This is a genomic window from Blastopirellula sediminis, assembly GCF_020966755.1.
Taxonomy (GTDB): Bacteria; Planctomycetota; Planctomycetia; order Pirellulales; family Pirellulaceae; genus Blastopirellula; species Blastopirellula sediminis.
Genome location: NZ_JAJKFT010000010.1, coordinates 1655636 through 1669340 on the forward strand (window position 1 = coordinate 1655636; position 13705 = coordinate 1669340).

The 13705-nt window shown below is 57.9% G+C and carries 12 protein-coding genes; 3 read left to right on the forward strand and 9 right to left on the reverse strand.

Features of this window, described 5'->3' with window-relative positions; genetic code table 11:
• Window positions 1-4 precede the first annotated feature (4 nt).
• The 4 genes from pilM to LOC68_RS18405 all read right to left on the reverse strand — a co-directional run bounded on the left by pilM (window position 5) and on the right by LOC68_RS18405 (window position 6674).
• Complete coding sequence (gene pilM, locus LOC68_RS18385; RefSeq protein WP_230221450.1) at window positions 5-2593, reverse strand: pilus assembly protein PilM; 2589 nt, start codon at window positions 2591-2593, stop codon at window positions 5-7.
• 49 nt (window positions 2594-2642) lie between these two features.
• Window positions 2643-3857 (reverse strand): DUF1573 domain-containing protein, encoded by a 1215-nt coding sequence (locus tag LOC68_RS18390; RefSeq protein ID WP_230221452.1) that lies wholly within the window; start codon window positions 3855-3857, stop codon window positions 2643-2645.
• Window positions 3858-3959: 102 nt separating this feature from the next.
• Complete coding sequence (locus LOC68_RS18395; protein WP_315858788.1) at window positions 3960-5252, reverse strand: type II secretion system protein; 1293 nt, start codon at window positions 5250-5252, stop codon at window positions 3960-3962.
• Window positions 5253-5519: 267 nt separating this feature from the next.
• Window positions 5520-6674, reverse strand: a complete 1155-nt coding sequence (locus tag LOC68_RS18405) for a DUF1559 family PulG-like putative transporter (RefSeq protein ID WP_230221454.1) — start codon at window positions 6672-6674, stop codon at window positions 5520-5522.
• Between the two features lie 399 nt (window positions 6675-7073).
• On the opposite strand from LOC68_RS18405, the gene LOC68_RS18410 reads away from it, so the two are divergent.
• Entirely contained in the window at window positions 7074-8336 is a 1263-nt protein-coding gene (locus LOC68_RS18410; RefSeq protein ID WP_230221455.1) for a DUF6807 domain-containing protein, read from the forward strand.
• A 21-nt stretch (window positions 8337-8357) separates the two neighbouring features.
• The gene (locus LOC68_RS18415) at window positions 8358-9047 is read left to right on the forward strand and encodes an MOSC domain-containing protein (protein ID WP_230221457.1); all 690 of its coding nucleotides are present in this window, start codon (window positions 8358-8360) and stop codon (window positions 9045-9047) included.
• A gap of 7 nt (window positions 9048-9054) precedes the next feature.
• Here the strand turns inward: LOC68_RS18415 and LOC68_RS18420 are convergent, their stop codons facing one another.
• The 4 genes from LOC68_RS18420 to LOC68_RS28585 form a co-directional block, all read right to left on the reverse strand.
• Window positions 9055-9402, reverse strand: coding sequence for a tRNA-binding protein (locus tag LOC68_RS18420; protein WP_230221459.1), 348 nt, complete (start codon window positions 9400-9402; stop codon window positions 9055-9057).
• 25 nt (window positions 9403-9427) lie between these two features.
• A complete protein-coding gene (locus tag LOC68_RS18425) occupies window positions 9428-10288 on the reverse strand; it encodes a glycosyltransferase (RefSeq protein ID WP_230221461.1) in 861 nt (286 codons plus the stop codon).
• Between the two features lie 108 nt (window positions 10289-10396).
• Window positions 10397-11128, reverse strand: a complete 732-nt coding sequence (locus tag LOC68_RS18430) for an ion channel (RefSeq protein ID WP_230221462.1) — start codon at window positions 11126-11128, stop codon at window positions 10397-10399.
• 22 nt (window positions 11129-11150) lie between these two features.
• Window positions 11151-12401 (reverse strand): L,D-transpeptidase family protein, encoded by a 1251-nt coding sequence (locus tag LOC68_RS28585; protein WP_230221464.1) that lies wholly within the window; start codon window positions 12399-12401, stop codon window positions 11151-11153.
• Between the two features lie 96 nt (window positions 12402-12497).
• Here LOC68_RS28585 and LOC68_RS18440 point away from each other — a divergent pair, with 96 nt between their 5' ends.
• A complete protein-coding gene (locus tag LOC68_RS18440; RefSeq protein ID WP_230221466.1) occupies window positions 12498-12776 on the forward strand; it encodes a zinc ribbon domain-containing protein in 279 nt (92 codons plus the stop codon).
• A gap of 122 nt (window positions 12777-12898) precedes the next feature.
• On the opposite strand, the gene LOC68_RS18445 is transcribed toward LOC68_RS18440, so the two are convergent.
• On the reverse strand, window positions 12899-13675 hold the full coding sequence (locus tag LOC68_RS18445; RefSeq protein ID WP_230221468.1) for a DUF3050 domain-containing protein: 777 nt from the start codon (window positions 13673-13675) through the stop codon (window positions 12899-12901).
• Between the last annotated feature and the right edge of the window lie 30 nt (window positions 13676-13705).

Here is a 13705-nt window from a genome sequence, read left to right on the forward strand (position 1 = left end):
GCCGCTAGTCGAACTGGCGTCCGTACTGGAGCAGCCGAACAAGCGAGTGGAGCTGACCGCCGCCGCCAACCAGGACGACTTCGGAAATCGGCCGATCGGAGTTGGCGTTCGTGTAATTGCTGATCGAGATCGACGCTTCTTTCGTCAAGTTCTTGAAGACGGCGTCCATCACTTCGTACATCTTGCTCACTTCCGGCGCGGTGTCGGGCTGGCGTTTCATTTCTTCCGCCTTGGAGAACGTCAGACTCATCTGACGAACCAGAATGCGGGTAAACGAATCGCCGCCGACTTCGAGCGAGCGGAACCAGAGGCTGTTCAGGCCGCTGACGACCAGCGTGCTGGCGTCGGAACCGACGTCCAGAATACCGACCGTCTGATCGGTCTCACGCATGTTCATTTCCTTTTCGGCGTCCGAGAAGTCGTCGAAGTGGAAGTAGTTGTGCAGCGCGATGGGATCGGCCTGAACAATGTGCGGAGTAATGCCGAGCCGCTTCAAAAAGGCGAGCCGTTCCTGAAGCTGGAGCAAGCGAGTCGCGATAAACGCCACTTCACGCCCGGGCTCTTCCATCACGTCTTCGTCCTTAGGAGGTGCGTCCCAGACGTGATAGCCTGTGGAAAGCTCTTCCAAGGGGAAGGGGATCTGGTTGCGAGCTTCGTAGTGAATCGTCTTTTCCAGCTTTTTCATGTCGACCGGCGGCAGCTTCAGGAAGCGGCCGATCAATTCCGACGCCGGTTGTCCAAGCGCGACGATCGCGTCTTTAAAGCCCGCTTCGCCAAGATGGGCGATGAACTTTTCGACCGACTCTTGAACAAGGCCGCGACGATCGGCGTCGTCCGCACGGGAGAGAGGTCGCTTGTGATCGCAATGGAAACAATCTTCGGCGACGACGACAACTTTCGCGTTGTCTTTTTCGCCCATCTTCTTTTTGCTGAGCAAGACGGCCTTCAGGCCGGAGTTGCTCAGGTCGATCCCCCAGGCGCGATCGCCGGCGATCTTTTTGGAGCCAACCGCCAGTTTGCCAAGCATGCCGGCTTTGGCGGGGGCGAGATTGAAATCAATTTGCGTGACGCCGAGTCCCTGCAAGGCGAGGCCAATCGCGACGTAGAACGAGGCGCGGTTTTCCTGGAAGTGGGCGTTGTCGTCCAGCTTTTCGGATTTGATTTGACGGAGCCCGGCATGCAGCGATACCGGCGATCCTAGCGTGGTCCGCTTGGGAGGATCGGCCCAGTTCAAGTCTCGCTCCATTTTGCGAAGCGAGCGATTCTCGAACTTCTGCGACATTTTGTGCAGCATTTCCATCGCGTTACGATCGCGAGGCATCAGCTTCACCAAACGGCTCGCCAGGCCGATGAGCGGGCGATCGATGCGCGTCGACTTCTTGACGTCGTTCGCGATCCAAGCGAGCTCCGCGACTTGATCGAAGTACTTATGGAAGTTTTCGCTGCGAACCCCTTCCGGAATTTCGGTCAGAACTTCGTAGGCGCGTTCGTAGCGATACTCCGAGACGTATTCTTTCGCCTTGCTGAGCAGTTTGTCGCGCTTGGCGACGTCCGCTTGCTGCTGATGCTTTTTCAGACGCTCGGCCAGACGCTGGGCCGATACGTCATGCGGCTTCAGTTCCAGTAGGCGTTCGACTTTGGGGAGCAAACGGGATGTCCGCTTTTCGGCGACCGCCAGTTTGATCTCTTTCGAGAGCCGTTTGATTTCGCGACGGACGTTGTTGGCCTTGTCGTGGATCTTGGTGAGATCGTCGTGCCACAGGATTTGCGGGATTTGCCGAATGAGGGCGACCGCCTTTTCAGCCTGCTTGTTGGCGAACAATTCGTTCGCTTCTTCGGCGACGGTCAGCGCCCGAGCGAGCAGCGCTTCTTTTTCCTGAATGACTTGTTCGATCCGCAGGGCGGCTCGCTGAGCGAACTTCATTTCCCCTTCATGGGTCGGGCGAGTCATCTCGCGCAGCAGTGCGCAGGCGGCGTCGTGCTGGCCTTCGACGACCAGTTGTTCCGCCTCCTCAAACTTGCGTTCGAGGTGGCTTTGTTGTTGCTGGGCCGTCTCGGCCAGGTTCACGCCGCAGCCGCCGCAGAACTTTTCATGGACCGTGTTCATGCAGCCGCATTTCGCGCAGGCGACGTACAACGCATTGCCGCAATCGCCGCAGAACTTGCGGCTGGGGGGATTCAGCGTCGAACAGGTCGGGCAGTGAATTTTGTCGCTGATCGCCTCGGCGGAAGGAGACGCAACCGGCATGTGCGGTTTCGAATGCCCGTTGCTATGCCCGTTCCCATTAACCGAGATTGCGCCGGAAGCGCTCCGTTTCAACTCGTTGTCGTAGGCTTCCTTCTTCTGCGGATTGAGCAAAATTTCGATCGCGTCTTCCACTTCGTTGTAGACCTGACGCCACAGGGGCGGATCGATTTTTCCAAAGAACTGTTGCAGATTCTTACGCGTACGTTCGCCGCAAATCTGGATGTAGGTCGCGTCGTCTTCGTAGAAGTCGAGTCGTAGGATTTGGTAGGCGTTGAGCGGGCGATTCTCATCGTCGATCCGCAGAATGACCTTGTAGGGATCGACTGTCTTTTGAGTCGTATTCATGCACTGGCTGGATAAAAGTCGACATTAACAGCAAACAAGTCGGCAGGACTTATTTGCTCATAACTGAAAAATCCAAACGAAAGTTCATCGTATCGATGCGTGGGTTGTTTGTCTTAATTTTGATCCATCCATAGCTGGGAGCGAGAAAGTCTCCCTCTGGAGAGTTAGGTGGAACCGTAATGGTTAGCGTGTAAATCCCCTTTTCTCGTCCTTGTTGCGAGTGCGGTTCCAGCGTCGCGGTGACGAACGCCGGATGGGCCTCGACTTCTAGAATTTCGACGTCCTTTTGCTTATCGCGAACGTGGAAGGACATCGGCAACGTCTTGCCGTCCTTTTGGAGGAACTTGCCAAGTTCGATCACCCCATGGACGTCGATCGCGTCCGAAATGATCCGGAAGGGACCGACGACTTTGCCCGACACGTTGACGTAATCGCGTTCCTCTTTCCGTTTTGATTCTTCGCTTTCCGGAGCGGTCGCGTAGATTTCAAACGGGAGCGAAAACTCGCCCTTGGGCATCTTGTCGGAGACTTCAAAGGTGACGCGCCGCGCGGCGGTCGCTCGTTCGATGCCCAGCGATTTGACGTCGACCGGCTCGACTCCAACAACCGAGACGAGAGCGTCGGGGTAATCGCTGGAGACTTCCACTTGGTCGAAGTCGCTCCAAATCATCGAGTAGACGATGACGTCATGCCGTTCCGAATTGCCAAGCGGAATTGACGAAATAACGAGCTGTTCGGGATAGGCGGCGACGTACGAAGCGATGACCCCTTCGACGACCAGATCAAGCTGCGGACGATCAGGATCGTTCGTCAAGATCGAGGCCGATTGGCGGAACGGTCCCGACCTGAACTTGATCTCCCAGTCCAACTTGATCTCGGTGGATCCGCCAGGCGGGATGGCTTCATCCGTTTCGCGGTTTGCGATGGTGCAACTGCAACTGGAAGAGCCGATCGTCAGTTGCAGCGGCGCGTCTCCTTCGTTCTTGATGACGAAGACGTGAGACGATTTTTCAAAACGCTCCATTGCGCCAAAATTGAACGTGTTTTGTTCGATCGAAACCTTCGGTTGCGGTTTCGGCGGGGCGGGGGAAGCGGGCGACTCGGTCGCAGGCTTATCTGCTTTCGGCGTAGGGGAATCGGTAGGGGATTGGGGAACGCTGCTGGTCGACGAAACTGGCGTCGTTTGCTGAGACTCACCCATGTAGTACCAGCAGACGAGGCCGAGAATGAGCGCGACGGAGGCGACCAGGGGGAGCTTATTCATACGATTGAATCAAACGCTAAAGAAAGGAAAAAACCTTGGGGGCGAAACGGTCGCCCCCAAGGCCGAAATCGGGAATTGAGCCGGTATCGACAAAGTTCAAGCTTACTCGAACGTGCCCTTACCGATGGCGTTGCCGTCGATCGAGGGGCCGTTGTAGCAGCTGCCCGGATCGAATTCGACCGTGCTGGTCGTGTAGCCGATGTCCGACTTACGTTCGTCGAGCGACTTGGTCGCCGTCATGGTGTCGATCGGGAAGCCCGGGTTCAAGAAGCCGTCGACATCCAGGTCGTTGACTTCGATGACCGAAGCGTCCGCCATCAGGATGTTGGCGCTCGGCTTGCCGCCGCCAGCGTGCCACGCGAACCAGTCGCGGGTATCCTGCAGCCACAGACGACCATCGGCGCCACCCATGGTGGTGTTACTGACGTCTTCCGGCAGCGTGTCGAGGTTCGGAACGAAGTCGTCCGTGAAGATGGGGTCGGTGCCGGTGAAGAGGGGCAGAACAGCCGGGGTCAGCTTTTCGATCAGCCGAACGTTGCTCGTCGACGTATCAAAGTAAGCCGGACCGTCATTGAAGGCTTCCGCCAAGCGGGCGCCGGTGACCAGACCGAGGTCGGTGTCAATGTCGGTACCCAGAATCGCTTCGTTCGAGTCGCCTGGAGCCGAGTCGCCCAACAGCGGGATGGCCGAAGACGGAATCGGCGAGGCTTCGACGACGCGGAGGGTCAGACCCTGGTAGGCGCCGGCTTTTGAACCAGCTTGTTCCTTGGCGCTCTTCGAGGCGTCGAACGCGACGTTGCCGCTAGCGTTCGAGACGCGAAGGCGTTCACGAGCGGCGAACCAGCTCGCCGAATAGTTCGTGTTGACCCCCTTCTTGATGAACTCGTCCAGGACGTATTCCGGAAGGGTACGGCCACGAGTGGTCGGATCAACGTAGGGATGGCCTTGCGGATCATAGCCAGCCGTCGGACCGGTGAAGGCCGAGCAGGCGCCGGCGAAGATCTGGTTACCAGCTTCGATCGAACCTTGCAGGTCGCTCGACTTACCGGTACCGACCAAGTCGTTTAGCTTTTCCAGAGCGCGAAGCGGGCTGGTGGGGCACATCTGGTCAGCCGGCGAACCGCTGCCGGAGTTGACGACGTCGGCAACCCAACCGACGGTGTCGGGGCAGCCGTCACGTCCCCAGTCATAAGGACCGCTAACCAGCTTCTTGGTACGACCACGGTCGGCCTGAGCGCTGAAAGCGATACCGAATTGACGCAGGTTGTTTTTGCACTGGGCGTTACGAGCCGCTTCGCGAGCACGCGACAGGGCCGGCAGCAGCAGCGCGGCGAGGATACCGATGATCGCGACGACCACCAGCAATTCGATCAACGTGAAACCACGTTTCTTCATTGCAAATCTCCAGGGTTCTTGCTAAAAGGCAATGTACTAAAGTGTTGTGAGACGCTTTTAGGGGGTCGACGCGTTTCTCTCCAGGGGACGCGTCGGCCTTTTTTTTGTGTGCTGTGTAACTCTTAGGAAAGTCGCCCGATAACTGACCTTCCTTACTCCGGCTCAAAACCTCCTTTCAAAGTCTCGTTGATTATCCAGACGTGTAATCAATTTTTGATGAACGCCGCACAGGAATCTCGTTAACCTTTCGGGCCGATAATTCATCGATTAGCGGAAGGCGTTCGGATTCAGGTCCCAGCGGTTGTAAATCAGCTTGTCGTCGATCTCGACGTCCGAGCTGTTGAATAGCACGTTGCTGGCTCCCATGTTTCCTGGAAAACCATTGTTCAACATCGAGTCTCCGCTTGAGTCGTAGAAAGAGGTGACGCTGCCATCCGCCATCAGAACGTTGGCGTAGCTGCGGTGCACGGCGCCAAATTGGCGATAGTCCTGCTTCGTGTTGTTGTTGAATGCGCCCCACCAAGCCGGTTTCAGGCTGCCGCTCACCATGTAGGGCGTCTTCAGAATGTCTGGGCTATCCAGCGCGCCGGCGGCGGTTCCAGCCGTCATGAAGATGCGGGGGCCGCCGGTCATTGACTGGACCAGGCTCGGAGGACCTTCGCCCGGCTCCAATTCAAAACTTAGCTGCCCGGCGGGAAGGCCGTCGCCCACAAACGGAACGAAGTTGGCCGCGGCGACGCCAGAGTCGATACGGCTTTGGGTCAGCGCCCCTTTGCCTGCCGTCTTGGAATAGATCCGTTTGACCGGGTCCGATTCGCAGGTTGCCACCAAGTTGCCGGACTGATCTACCGACATCGAAGAACGAACTAAGAACCAGCTTGCGGTAAAATTCGTGTTGTAGAACTTGCCGTAAATCAAGTCGCGGATAGTCGCCTGGCGATCTGTGTAGACGCCCGACAGAATCCCTTTGCACGGATTGACCTGGACCGTGCCGTCCGGGAGGGTCGTGTCAGCCGAACCGCTGAAGTTACTGCAGGTCGCGGCGCCAAATTCGGCAGCCGAGCTGATCGTCGCCAGGTCATCGTAGGTTTCCGACGCTCTCGCCTGATTGCTGGGGCAGAGCATGTCTCCAACCGGGATATTGCGATTCACCAGATCGGCGACCCAGCCGACATCGGTGACGGATCCTTCACGACGCCAGGAGAATGTGCCGGAGCAAAACTCGCCGCTCTTACGCTGCGTGGAATAGGCCTGCAGGCCAACCCCGATTTGGCGCAAGTTGTTTTTGCATTCGGCACTTCGGGCCGCACTTCGGGCTGCGCCCACGGCTGGCAAAATGAGCCCAGCCAGGATGCCGATAATGGCGACCACGACCAACAATTCCACCAGAGTGAAACCGTGGCGAGAGAAATGAAAGCGCATTAAGTTCTCGGGGGTTTGCGCGGTTTAGACGTACTATACGCCCATAGGACATCCGGCTCTCGGGCTCGGGAAAGCCGCATTGTCATCAGAAACGATGAAGAAAAGATTTAGCGCCCGTGTTCTTAGTAAGAAGAACAGTTCGCAGGCGCGCGCAAATTCGCCCCCAGGATGGCGATTATTCGCAGCATCTTCGTTAAGATGGACTGACTGGAACGGGTGGTAGGATGTCGTTCGAAACGCCGATACCGCTCCGAATTGATTGGCTATCGAGAAAACCAAGCAATCCGGAGCGGATCGAGCAAGAACCCAGGCAATTGTCTATCAACACGGTCTAACTATCAGCACACGCAGCCATGTTCTTCCTAACGGCTGTACTCGAATTACGTGGGAAAAATGGCGATGGTTCGCTCGATCGGCAAATTTCTGAAGAATTCTTCGGCCGCATGTGTAGTTTTTGATCTCTGGCACAACACAGCGTCGCTGCTGATCGTTTTTCTCCTGGGATCGGCTGCCGTCGCCGATGAGACGCTGCTGCTGGAAAATCAGGCCTCCGTTCCCATTTCCGGTTTCGCCGACACAGCCGAGGTTGAGCGACTCACGAGCGAAGCTGCGGAGATCCTGGACGGGACGCAGGGAAAGGTCACCGTTCAATTTGTGGCCAATGTCGACACTCCAGGCCGCGGACGTTACTACCTGCAGCTTTCTCAGCCGCTCTCCTCCGGCGGGAAGATGTCGCTGCAGGCGAAGCGACAGGAACCGTTACGAGACGTCGTGACGGTTGAGCGGCGCGAAGATCAGCTTGTCATCCGCGTTGGTGAGCAGGAGCTGCTTCGGTATCACTTGGCGCTGCTTCCCTCTCCGAACCCGGATCAGCCGGAATATGGACGAAGCGGATTTATGCATCCGGTCCGTACGCCGCTGGGGACGATCGTCACCGATGACTTTCCGCCGGACCACATGCACCAGCATGGCGTGATGTTCGCTTGGACCGATACGACCTATTCCGGGCGTCACGTCGACTTTTGGAACAGTTTCAAGCAGGAAGGACGCGTTGAACATCGTCGCCTGTTGCGAACCTTTTCAGGTCCGGTCGTCGGCGGCTTTGATGTGGAGCTGGCGCATGTCGATCTGACGAGCGGCGAACCGATTGACGTTCTCTACGAAACCTGGTCCGTGCGAGCGTACGCTTCGGCCGATCCGTTTCTGCTGGAAATCGAATCGGTGCAGCGAGCAGCCGGCGCCGAGCCGCTGGTGATTCGCAAGTATCACTACGGCGGCATGGCGGTGCGGGGAAGTCGCGAGTGGTACCAGGCGAAAGAGGCTGGCTTTTTGACCAGCGAGGGAAAGGATCGACTGGCCGGAAATCATTCGCGTCCACGGTGGGTCGACATGTTTGGACCTGCGGACAAGGGGAAGCTGGCGGGAATCGCCGTTCTGGACAGCCCTGACAATTTTCGCTTTCCGCAGCCGGTTCGATTGCATCCCGACAAACCCTATTTCTGCTTTAGCCCTCAGGTGGAAGACGCTTTCACGATTGGCCCAGAGTCGACTTATCGATCGCGTTACTGGTTGGTTCCGCATGACGGTCCGATCCAGCAGGAACAAATCGAAGCGATCTGGAACAGCTTCGCTCACCCTCTGACGCTAAAAAAAGAGTCGTAGTCGAGCGAACAGGATTTTGCCATGGATGACGTTGCGAAGATCGTGCAGCTGCAGATCGGTCAGCCGAAATCGTATGGATCGGCCGACGCAGCAGATCCGATGGACCGCGAGTGGACGACCGGCTTTTTCAAACAGCCGACCAGCGAACCGGTCGAGGTCGATTGGGAAGGGATCGTCGGAGACGGCGTCGCCGACCGGGTGAATCATGGCGGTCGCGACAAAGCGATGCTCGTTTACGCCGCAGCGCACTATCCCCTTTGGCGAGCGGAATTGCGTGGCCAGATCGACGAGGCGAAGTTTGGCAACGGCGCGTTTGGCGAAAACTTGACTGTATCGGATCTCGACGAAGAGGCGGTCTGCTTAGGGGACGTATACAGGGTGGGGACAGCCCTGTTGCAAGTTTCGCAGCCGCGTCAGCCTTGTTGGAAACTTGCGCGGCGGTGGCGTTTGAAAGAGCTTACGGCGCTGGCGGTAAAAACCGGACGGATGGGTTGGTACGTTCGCGTCCTGGAAAAGGGAACGCTGCAAGTTGGCGACGTGCTGCAGTTAATTGAGCGACCAGCGCCAGATTGGACGATCGCTCGTTTGAATCAGCTCTTCTATCACGATCGCAAGAATCTAGACGATGCGGCGATCATGGCCGCGAGTCCGCTGCTGGCCGAAGCATGGCGCGGCGAGTTTCGCAAACGGGTCGAAAAGGCCGAGCAATAGCCGATCGCTAATAGAGTCGCACGCCGCACGGCGTTTCTTGATCAGGGATGATCAGCACGACGTTACCCTCGGCGTCATTGACTCCTAAGGTGAGCACTTCGGAGCGATGGCTCCCGATTTGACGCGGCGCCAGATTGACGACCGCCATCACCTGGCGGCCGACGAGCGAATCGAACTCGTAGTTCGGCGCGAGTCTCGCGAGCGATTTCTTTACCCCCAGCTCTTCGCCAAAATCGATCTGCAAGATGTGCGTCGAGCGTTTCCCTTCCGGAAAAGGAAGGGCCGAGATGACGCGGCCGACGCGGATGTCGACTTTCGTCAGTTCGTCGAAGGTGATCGTAGGAGAGTTGCTCATCACAACGTCTTCAAGAAGCGACGCACTAAGCGGCCCGTCTTGCCGTCTGGGGAACGTTGAATCGGCGCACGGTCATCGCATCACGTTGGCCCAATCCATTGACGCAGCGGAAGGGCCGATTGGCCTGCATCAGCTTTTCGTTGTCGGTTCCCTTGGCTTTGCTCACATAGCTGGGATCGCGCGGGTGCCAGAGATGGTAGGTTCTGGCCCAGCGCATGCTGGAGGCGAAACGAACGCCCGACAGATAAAGTCGGCGTTGCAGATCGCTGTCTTCCAATCCCCAGCCGATGAAGTCCTGGTCGTAGCCGTTGATCGCTTCGTAGTCGTCGCGCCAGAGGGCGACGTGACAACCTTTAATGCGCGGTCGATCGGACAACCGCAACTGGCAATAGACGGCGGCACGCAACGCCTTCCAACGCATGCGGCGTTCCTCCAGTTCGGAAGCCCACGCGCGAAAGTTGCCGTTGCGAATGTCTTCGACGCGGATCGTTTCGGTGACGTCCTGACTTAGCCAGAAGGTGTCGCCGACCATGGCGTGACCGCGCTGACGATGTTGCAAGTGCTGCGCGACGAAATTGGGCGAAGCGACCAGGTCGCCGTCCAGAAAAATCAAATAGGGAGCGTGCGAAACCGTGATTCCTTCGTTTCGGCACTTGCCGACTTGAAAACCGTCATGGGGGTGACTGGTTAGCGTCAACGGAAAGTCGACCGTCGCGGCGAACTGTTCCACGATCTCTTCCGTTTCGTCTTGCGAGCCGTCATCCGTCACGACGACTTCGAATGCGCCGTTGACGCCGCGCTGCATTGCGAGCGATTCCAATGAGCGGCGTAGGTTCCAAGGTCGCTGGTACGACGAAACGATGACGGTAACTTCGGGAGATGGCATAGAAAACAGTTCGCGTGTAGTGATTGCCCCAGCGCAAAGTCGAACAGCAATTGATACGAAAGATGAAGGATTTGAGTCAAGATCAACAATGAACTCAAACGAGGTCAGTTAGTCATTCCCCTGCGTTTGGGTGAGATGCGCAAGCCGCAGTCCGACTAGTTTGGCCATCGTCACGGCGATATAAAGTTGCCCCGTAACCGCTTCCGACCAGGTCAGCGTTCTCGCCAGACTGGACGACGGGAGGAGATCTCCCAGGCCAAGCGTCGTTAGCGTCGTGAAGCTAAAGTAGATCAGCGCCGACATGCGGCGCCCCGGCAACACGTCGCTGTCGAGAGGGAATTGAAACGCGTCTGGATCGATCATAAAGACGCTTAGATACGCGAGCGCCCAGATCAGCCCTAGTAAGAGGTAGACGCTGACGCCTCCCAGGATTTGGTCGGTCGTGACGCGCCTTGCCTTAAAGACGTCTTGGCCGATCGAGTAAACGATGTAAGCCAGAAACGTGATCATTAAAGCGTTGCTTAGCAAGTGCCACCCGACGCTTGCGTCTTGCGCTCCAAACGCATCCAGACAACGGATCACCCAGATCATGCCGAACGCAGGAATCGCCGTCAAAACGACGATCAAGAAGCGTCGATGACGAATCAGCACGTCGTAGGCCGACGCCAAGATTACGATCGAAAGGAGCAAGTCCGAGACCCATCCGGCGTCGGTCGATTCGGGACGAACCGTCTCGCCGGCAATCAGCAGAATCAACGCGATCAGCGTTGCGCTGTGGCGATGCTGGATCATCCATTCTCGCCAGTTCTCAGGCTTGTGCCACTGTTCCGCTTTAGCCATGGGGAAGCCAGTGAGTTACTGGTTAGCGGCGAATCGTCACTTTCGAGCCGACCGACAGGATGCCAAACAAGTCTTCCGCATCACGCGGGCTCAGTTGGATCGAACCAGTCGATCCGCTTGATTCGCCATGCAGGGCGACGCCGCCGTCGAGATAGACGGCGTTCTCACCAACGCCGCCGCTCGCTTGGCCATAGGAGCCGGGCTGAGCGCTGTAACGATCGGAGGGATCTTCTTTGCGAATCACCTGATGTTCGCCCGGCTGAACCGAAGCGGCGTCGAGGATCGTCACCGGGAACTTGCCGGCGAAGCAGCCGTCGACCGTCAGGGTTAACTCGCGGCTCGCCAGGCTAATTGTCGCGGTGAACGGTCCCTGCATTACCTTCAATTGATCGTTGGCGGAAAGGAGTTCCGGGTTCGAGATGCCGTTGATTCGTTGCAACAGAATCGGCGGGACCTGATGCTTCTCGGCAATTTCGTTGAGCGTTTCGCCGCGTTGGACGACGTAGGGATCGGCGAGCAGGTGTTCGGTCGAGTAGACGACGCTGCCGGCCAATTGGCTCAAGAGCATGTTCAGCTTTTCGCTCTGTTCGGTGGTCAGCTCGGCGCGGCCTCGCCACGGAGTCAACGTGCGCAGCGCTTCGGCCCATTGGTTTTGTTCGAGCTGCGTCTGGGCGATCTTCCAATCAGCCTCAAAGTTGGGACGCATGTTGGCGGAAGCGGGTTGCGCTTCCATGCCGCCGTAGCCGGCGCTGGCCGCCGCGGCGTTTTGATAGGCCGATTCGTCGCTGACGACGGCGTTATACGATGCCCCGCCGTACTTCGAACCGCCGGCGTCGTAGGACGAAGCGCCGTAGGTGGAGGTCGGCGCCGGTTGCGTGGGAGCGGTCGAACTAGCGAGACTCGATTGTCCGACCGGTTCGGCTTCAATCAGCGGCGTATGCCGTTTGTGATCGTGCGGAGCGTCAAAGCTCGGAGCGGCCGACATCGACTGCGTCGGAGCGGCAGTTCCGGTCGAAGGAGTTCCCAGCGGCGGAGCGACGTCGTTGGACGCCAGCGAACCAGGGGACGGCGAAGCGGAAGGGGGGGAGTAGGACGGAGCGAGAGAACCGCCAGGCGAAGGCGAACCAGCGAACGCAGGAGCGGTATCTCCTCCGGTTAGGCCTTCAATCTCCAGCTTTGGAGCGGTTTCCTCCGGCTGGTTAAGATGATGGTAGACGCCGTAAGCGACCGCCATCAATACGATCACCATGCACGCGGTTTTGATGGTTTCCACGTTTTCGTCCTCCCTGACGAAATCGCACTCTGATATCTGAAAAACGACTCAAGTAGGCGACGCGTCGTCGCCGATCAAAGATAGTGAGGTAATATCGTGAGCCGCTGGGACGAAGATGATCTTGATGACGACGAATCCTTCGTCGATGACGAAGCCTGGACCGACGACGATTTGCCGAGCGACGAACCAGACGACTATCTTGATCACTGTCCTCAGTGCGGCGGCGAGATCTATGACGATGCCGACGTTTGCCCGCACTGCGGCGAGTATTTGATCCACCGCAATTCGCCTTGGAGCGATCGGAGCTTCCTGTGGGTCGCTCTTGGATTGCTCGGCGTCATCGCGGTGATCGCCTCACTCTTCTTTGGGTTCTAGCCGCCGACGAAAACTCATCGAAGTTGGGCTAGGGCCGCTCATCGTAGCCGATACGGCAAAACCCGGCCAGAGCGATTCCCGGCCGGTGCTAGCGGAGTCGCGTAGCGTTCGCCAAAGAAAAATCAGTGGCCGGAGACCATGCCGTTCCACAGCTCGATGCGAGCTTCCAGCGCCATTTCGGCCGCATGTTGGGCCGCATGCCATTTGGCGTCGTCGTCGCCGCACAGTTGGGCCAACAGTCGCCGCGACAGCGGGCCATGTTCATCGCCGTCGATCACGATGTGCCGGTGCAGATAGTAGAGGAAGCGATCCGCTTTGCCATGCGACTTCTCGTTGATCCGCTCTACCAGCTTCTGGAAGACGCTGGGAAGCAGGTCTTCGCGACCGAACGTAAAGCCGGCGGCGATCACGGCCGGATTGCGCGAATCGATCAACTGGAACGTTTGCAGCAAAAACTGATCAACCGACGCGGGAAGCGACGCGTGCAGCCCGGCCGAAACCACATCGATGCCGTCTGCGACCATGTGGATGAAGGTGTTGATCGGTTCGACGTTGGCGCCCACTTCGTTCATCGCGTCGAGATAGAGCTCGAAGTGGCTGCAGTAGCCGCCGCGACCATCTTCGTCGCACTCTTCGCCGAGGACGATTTCGTTGATCAACCGGCAGCTGGAACCGTCGACGCGCGGAGTCCACGGGACGTGAACGCAAGTCGCTTCGCGCTGCAGCGCTTTGAGCAGCGACATGAAGTCCCAGACCGCAAAGACATGCCGCTCCATGAATCGGCGGAGCGCGTCGACGTCTTTCAATTGCTCGTAAACCGGATGCGAAAGCAGCGCTTCACGGCGCGGCTGCAGCGCTTCTTCGATCTTGGCGATTCGTGAATCGGACGATTCGGTCATCAAGAGTTACCCACAAAAAGGGAGGAGAGC

Excerpts from the sequence above, each read along its gene's own strand:
- pilM (WP_230221450.1), bottom strand. The coding sequence starts at position 2,593 with ATGAATACGACTCAAAAGACAGTCGATCCCTACAAGGTCATTCTGCGG.
- LOC68_RS18390 (WP_230221452.1), bottom strand. The coding sequence starts at position 3,857 with ATGAATAAGCTCCCCCTGGTCGCCTCCGTCGCGCTCATTCTCGGCCTC.
- LOC68_RS18395 (WP_315858788.1), bottom strand. The coding sequence starts at position 5,252 with ATGAAGAAACGTGGTTTCACGTTGATCGAATTGCTGGTGGTCGTCGCG.
- LOC68_RS18405 (WP_230221454.1), bottom strand. The coding sequence starts at position 6,674 with ATGCGCTTTCATTTCTCTCGCCACGGTTTCACTCTGGTGGAATTGTTG.
- LOC68_RS18410 (WP_230221455.1), top strand. The coding sequence starts at position 7,074 with ATGGTTCGCTCGATCGGCAAATTTCTGAAGAATTCTTCGGCCGCATGT.
- LOC68_RS18415 (WP_230221457.1), top strand. The coding sequence starts at position 8,358 with ATGGATGACGTTGCGAAGATCGTGCAGCTGCAGATCGGTCAGCCGAAA.
- LOC68_RS18420 (WP_230221459.1), bottom strand. The coding sequence starts at position 9,402 with ATGAGCAACTCTCCTACGATCACCTTCGACGAACTGACGAAAGTCGAC.
- LOC68_RS18425 (WP_230221461.1), bottom strand. The coding sequence starts at position 10,288 with ATGCCATCTCCCGAAGTTACCGTCATCGTTTCGTCGTACCAGCGACCT.
- LOC68_RS18430 (WP_230221462.1), bottom strand. The coding sequence starts at position 11,128 with ATGGCTAAAGCGGAACAGTGGCACAAGCCTGAGAACTGGCGAGAATGG.
- LOC68_RS18445 (WP_230221468.1), bottom strand. The coding sequence starts at position 13,675 with ATGACCGAATCGTCCGATTCACGAATCGCCAAGATCGAAGAAGCGCTG.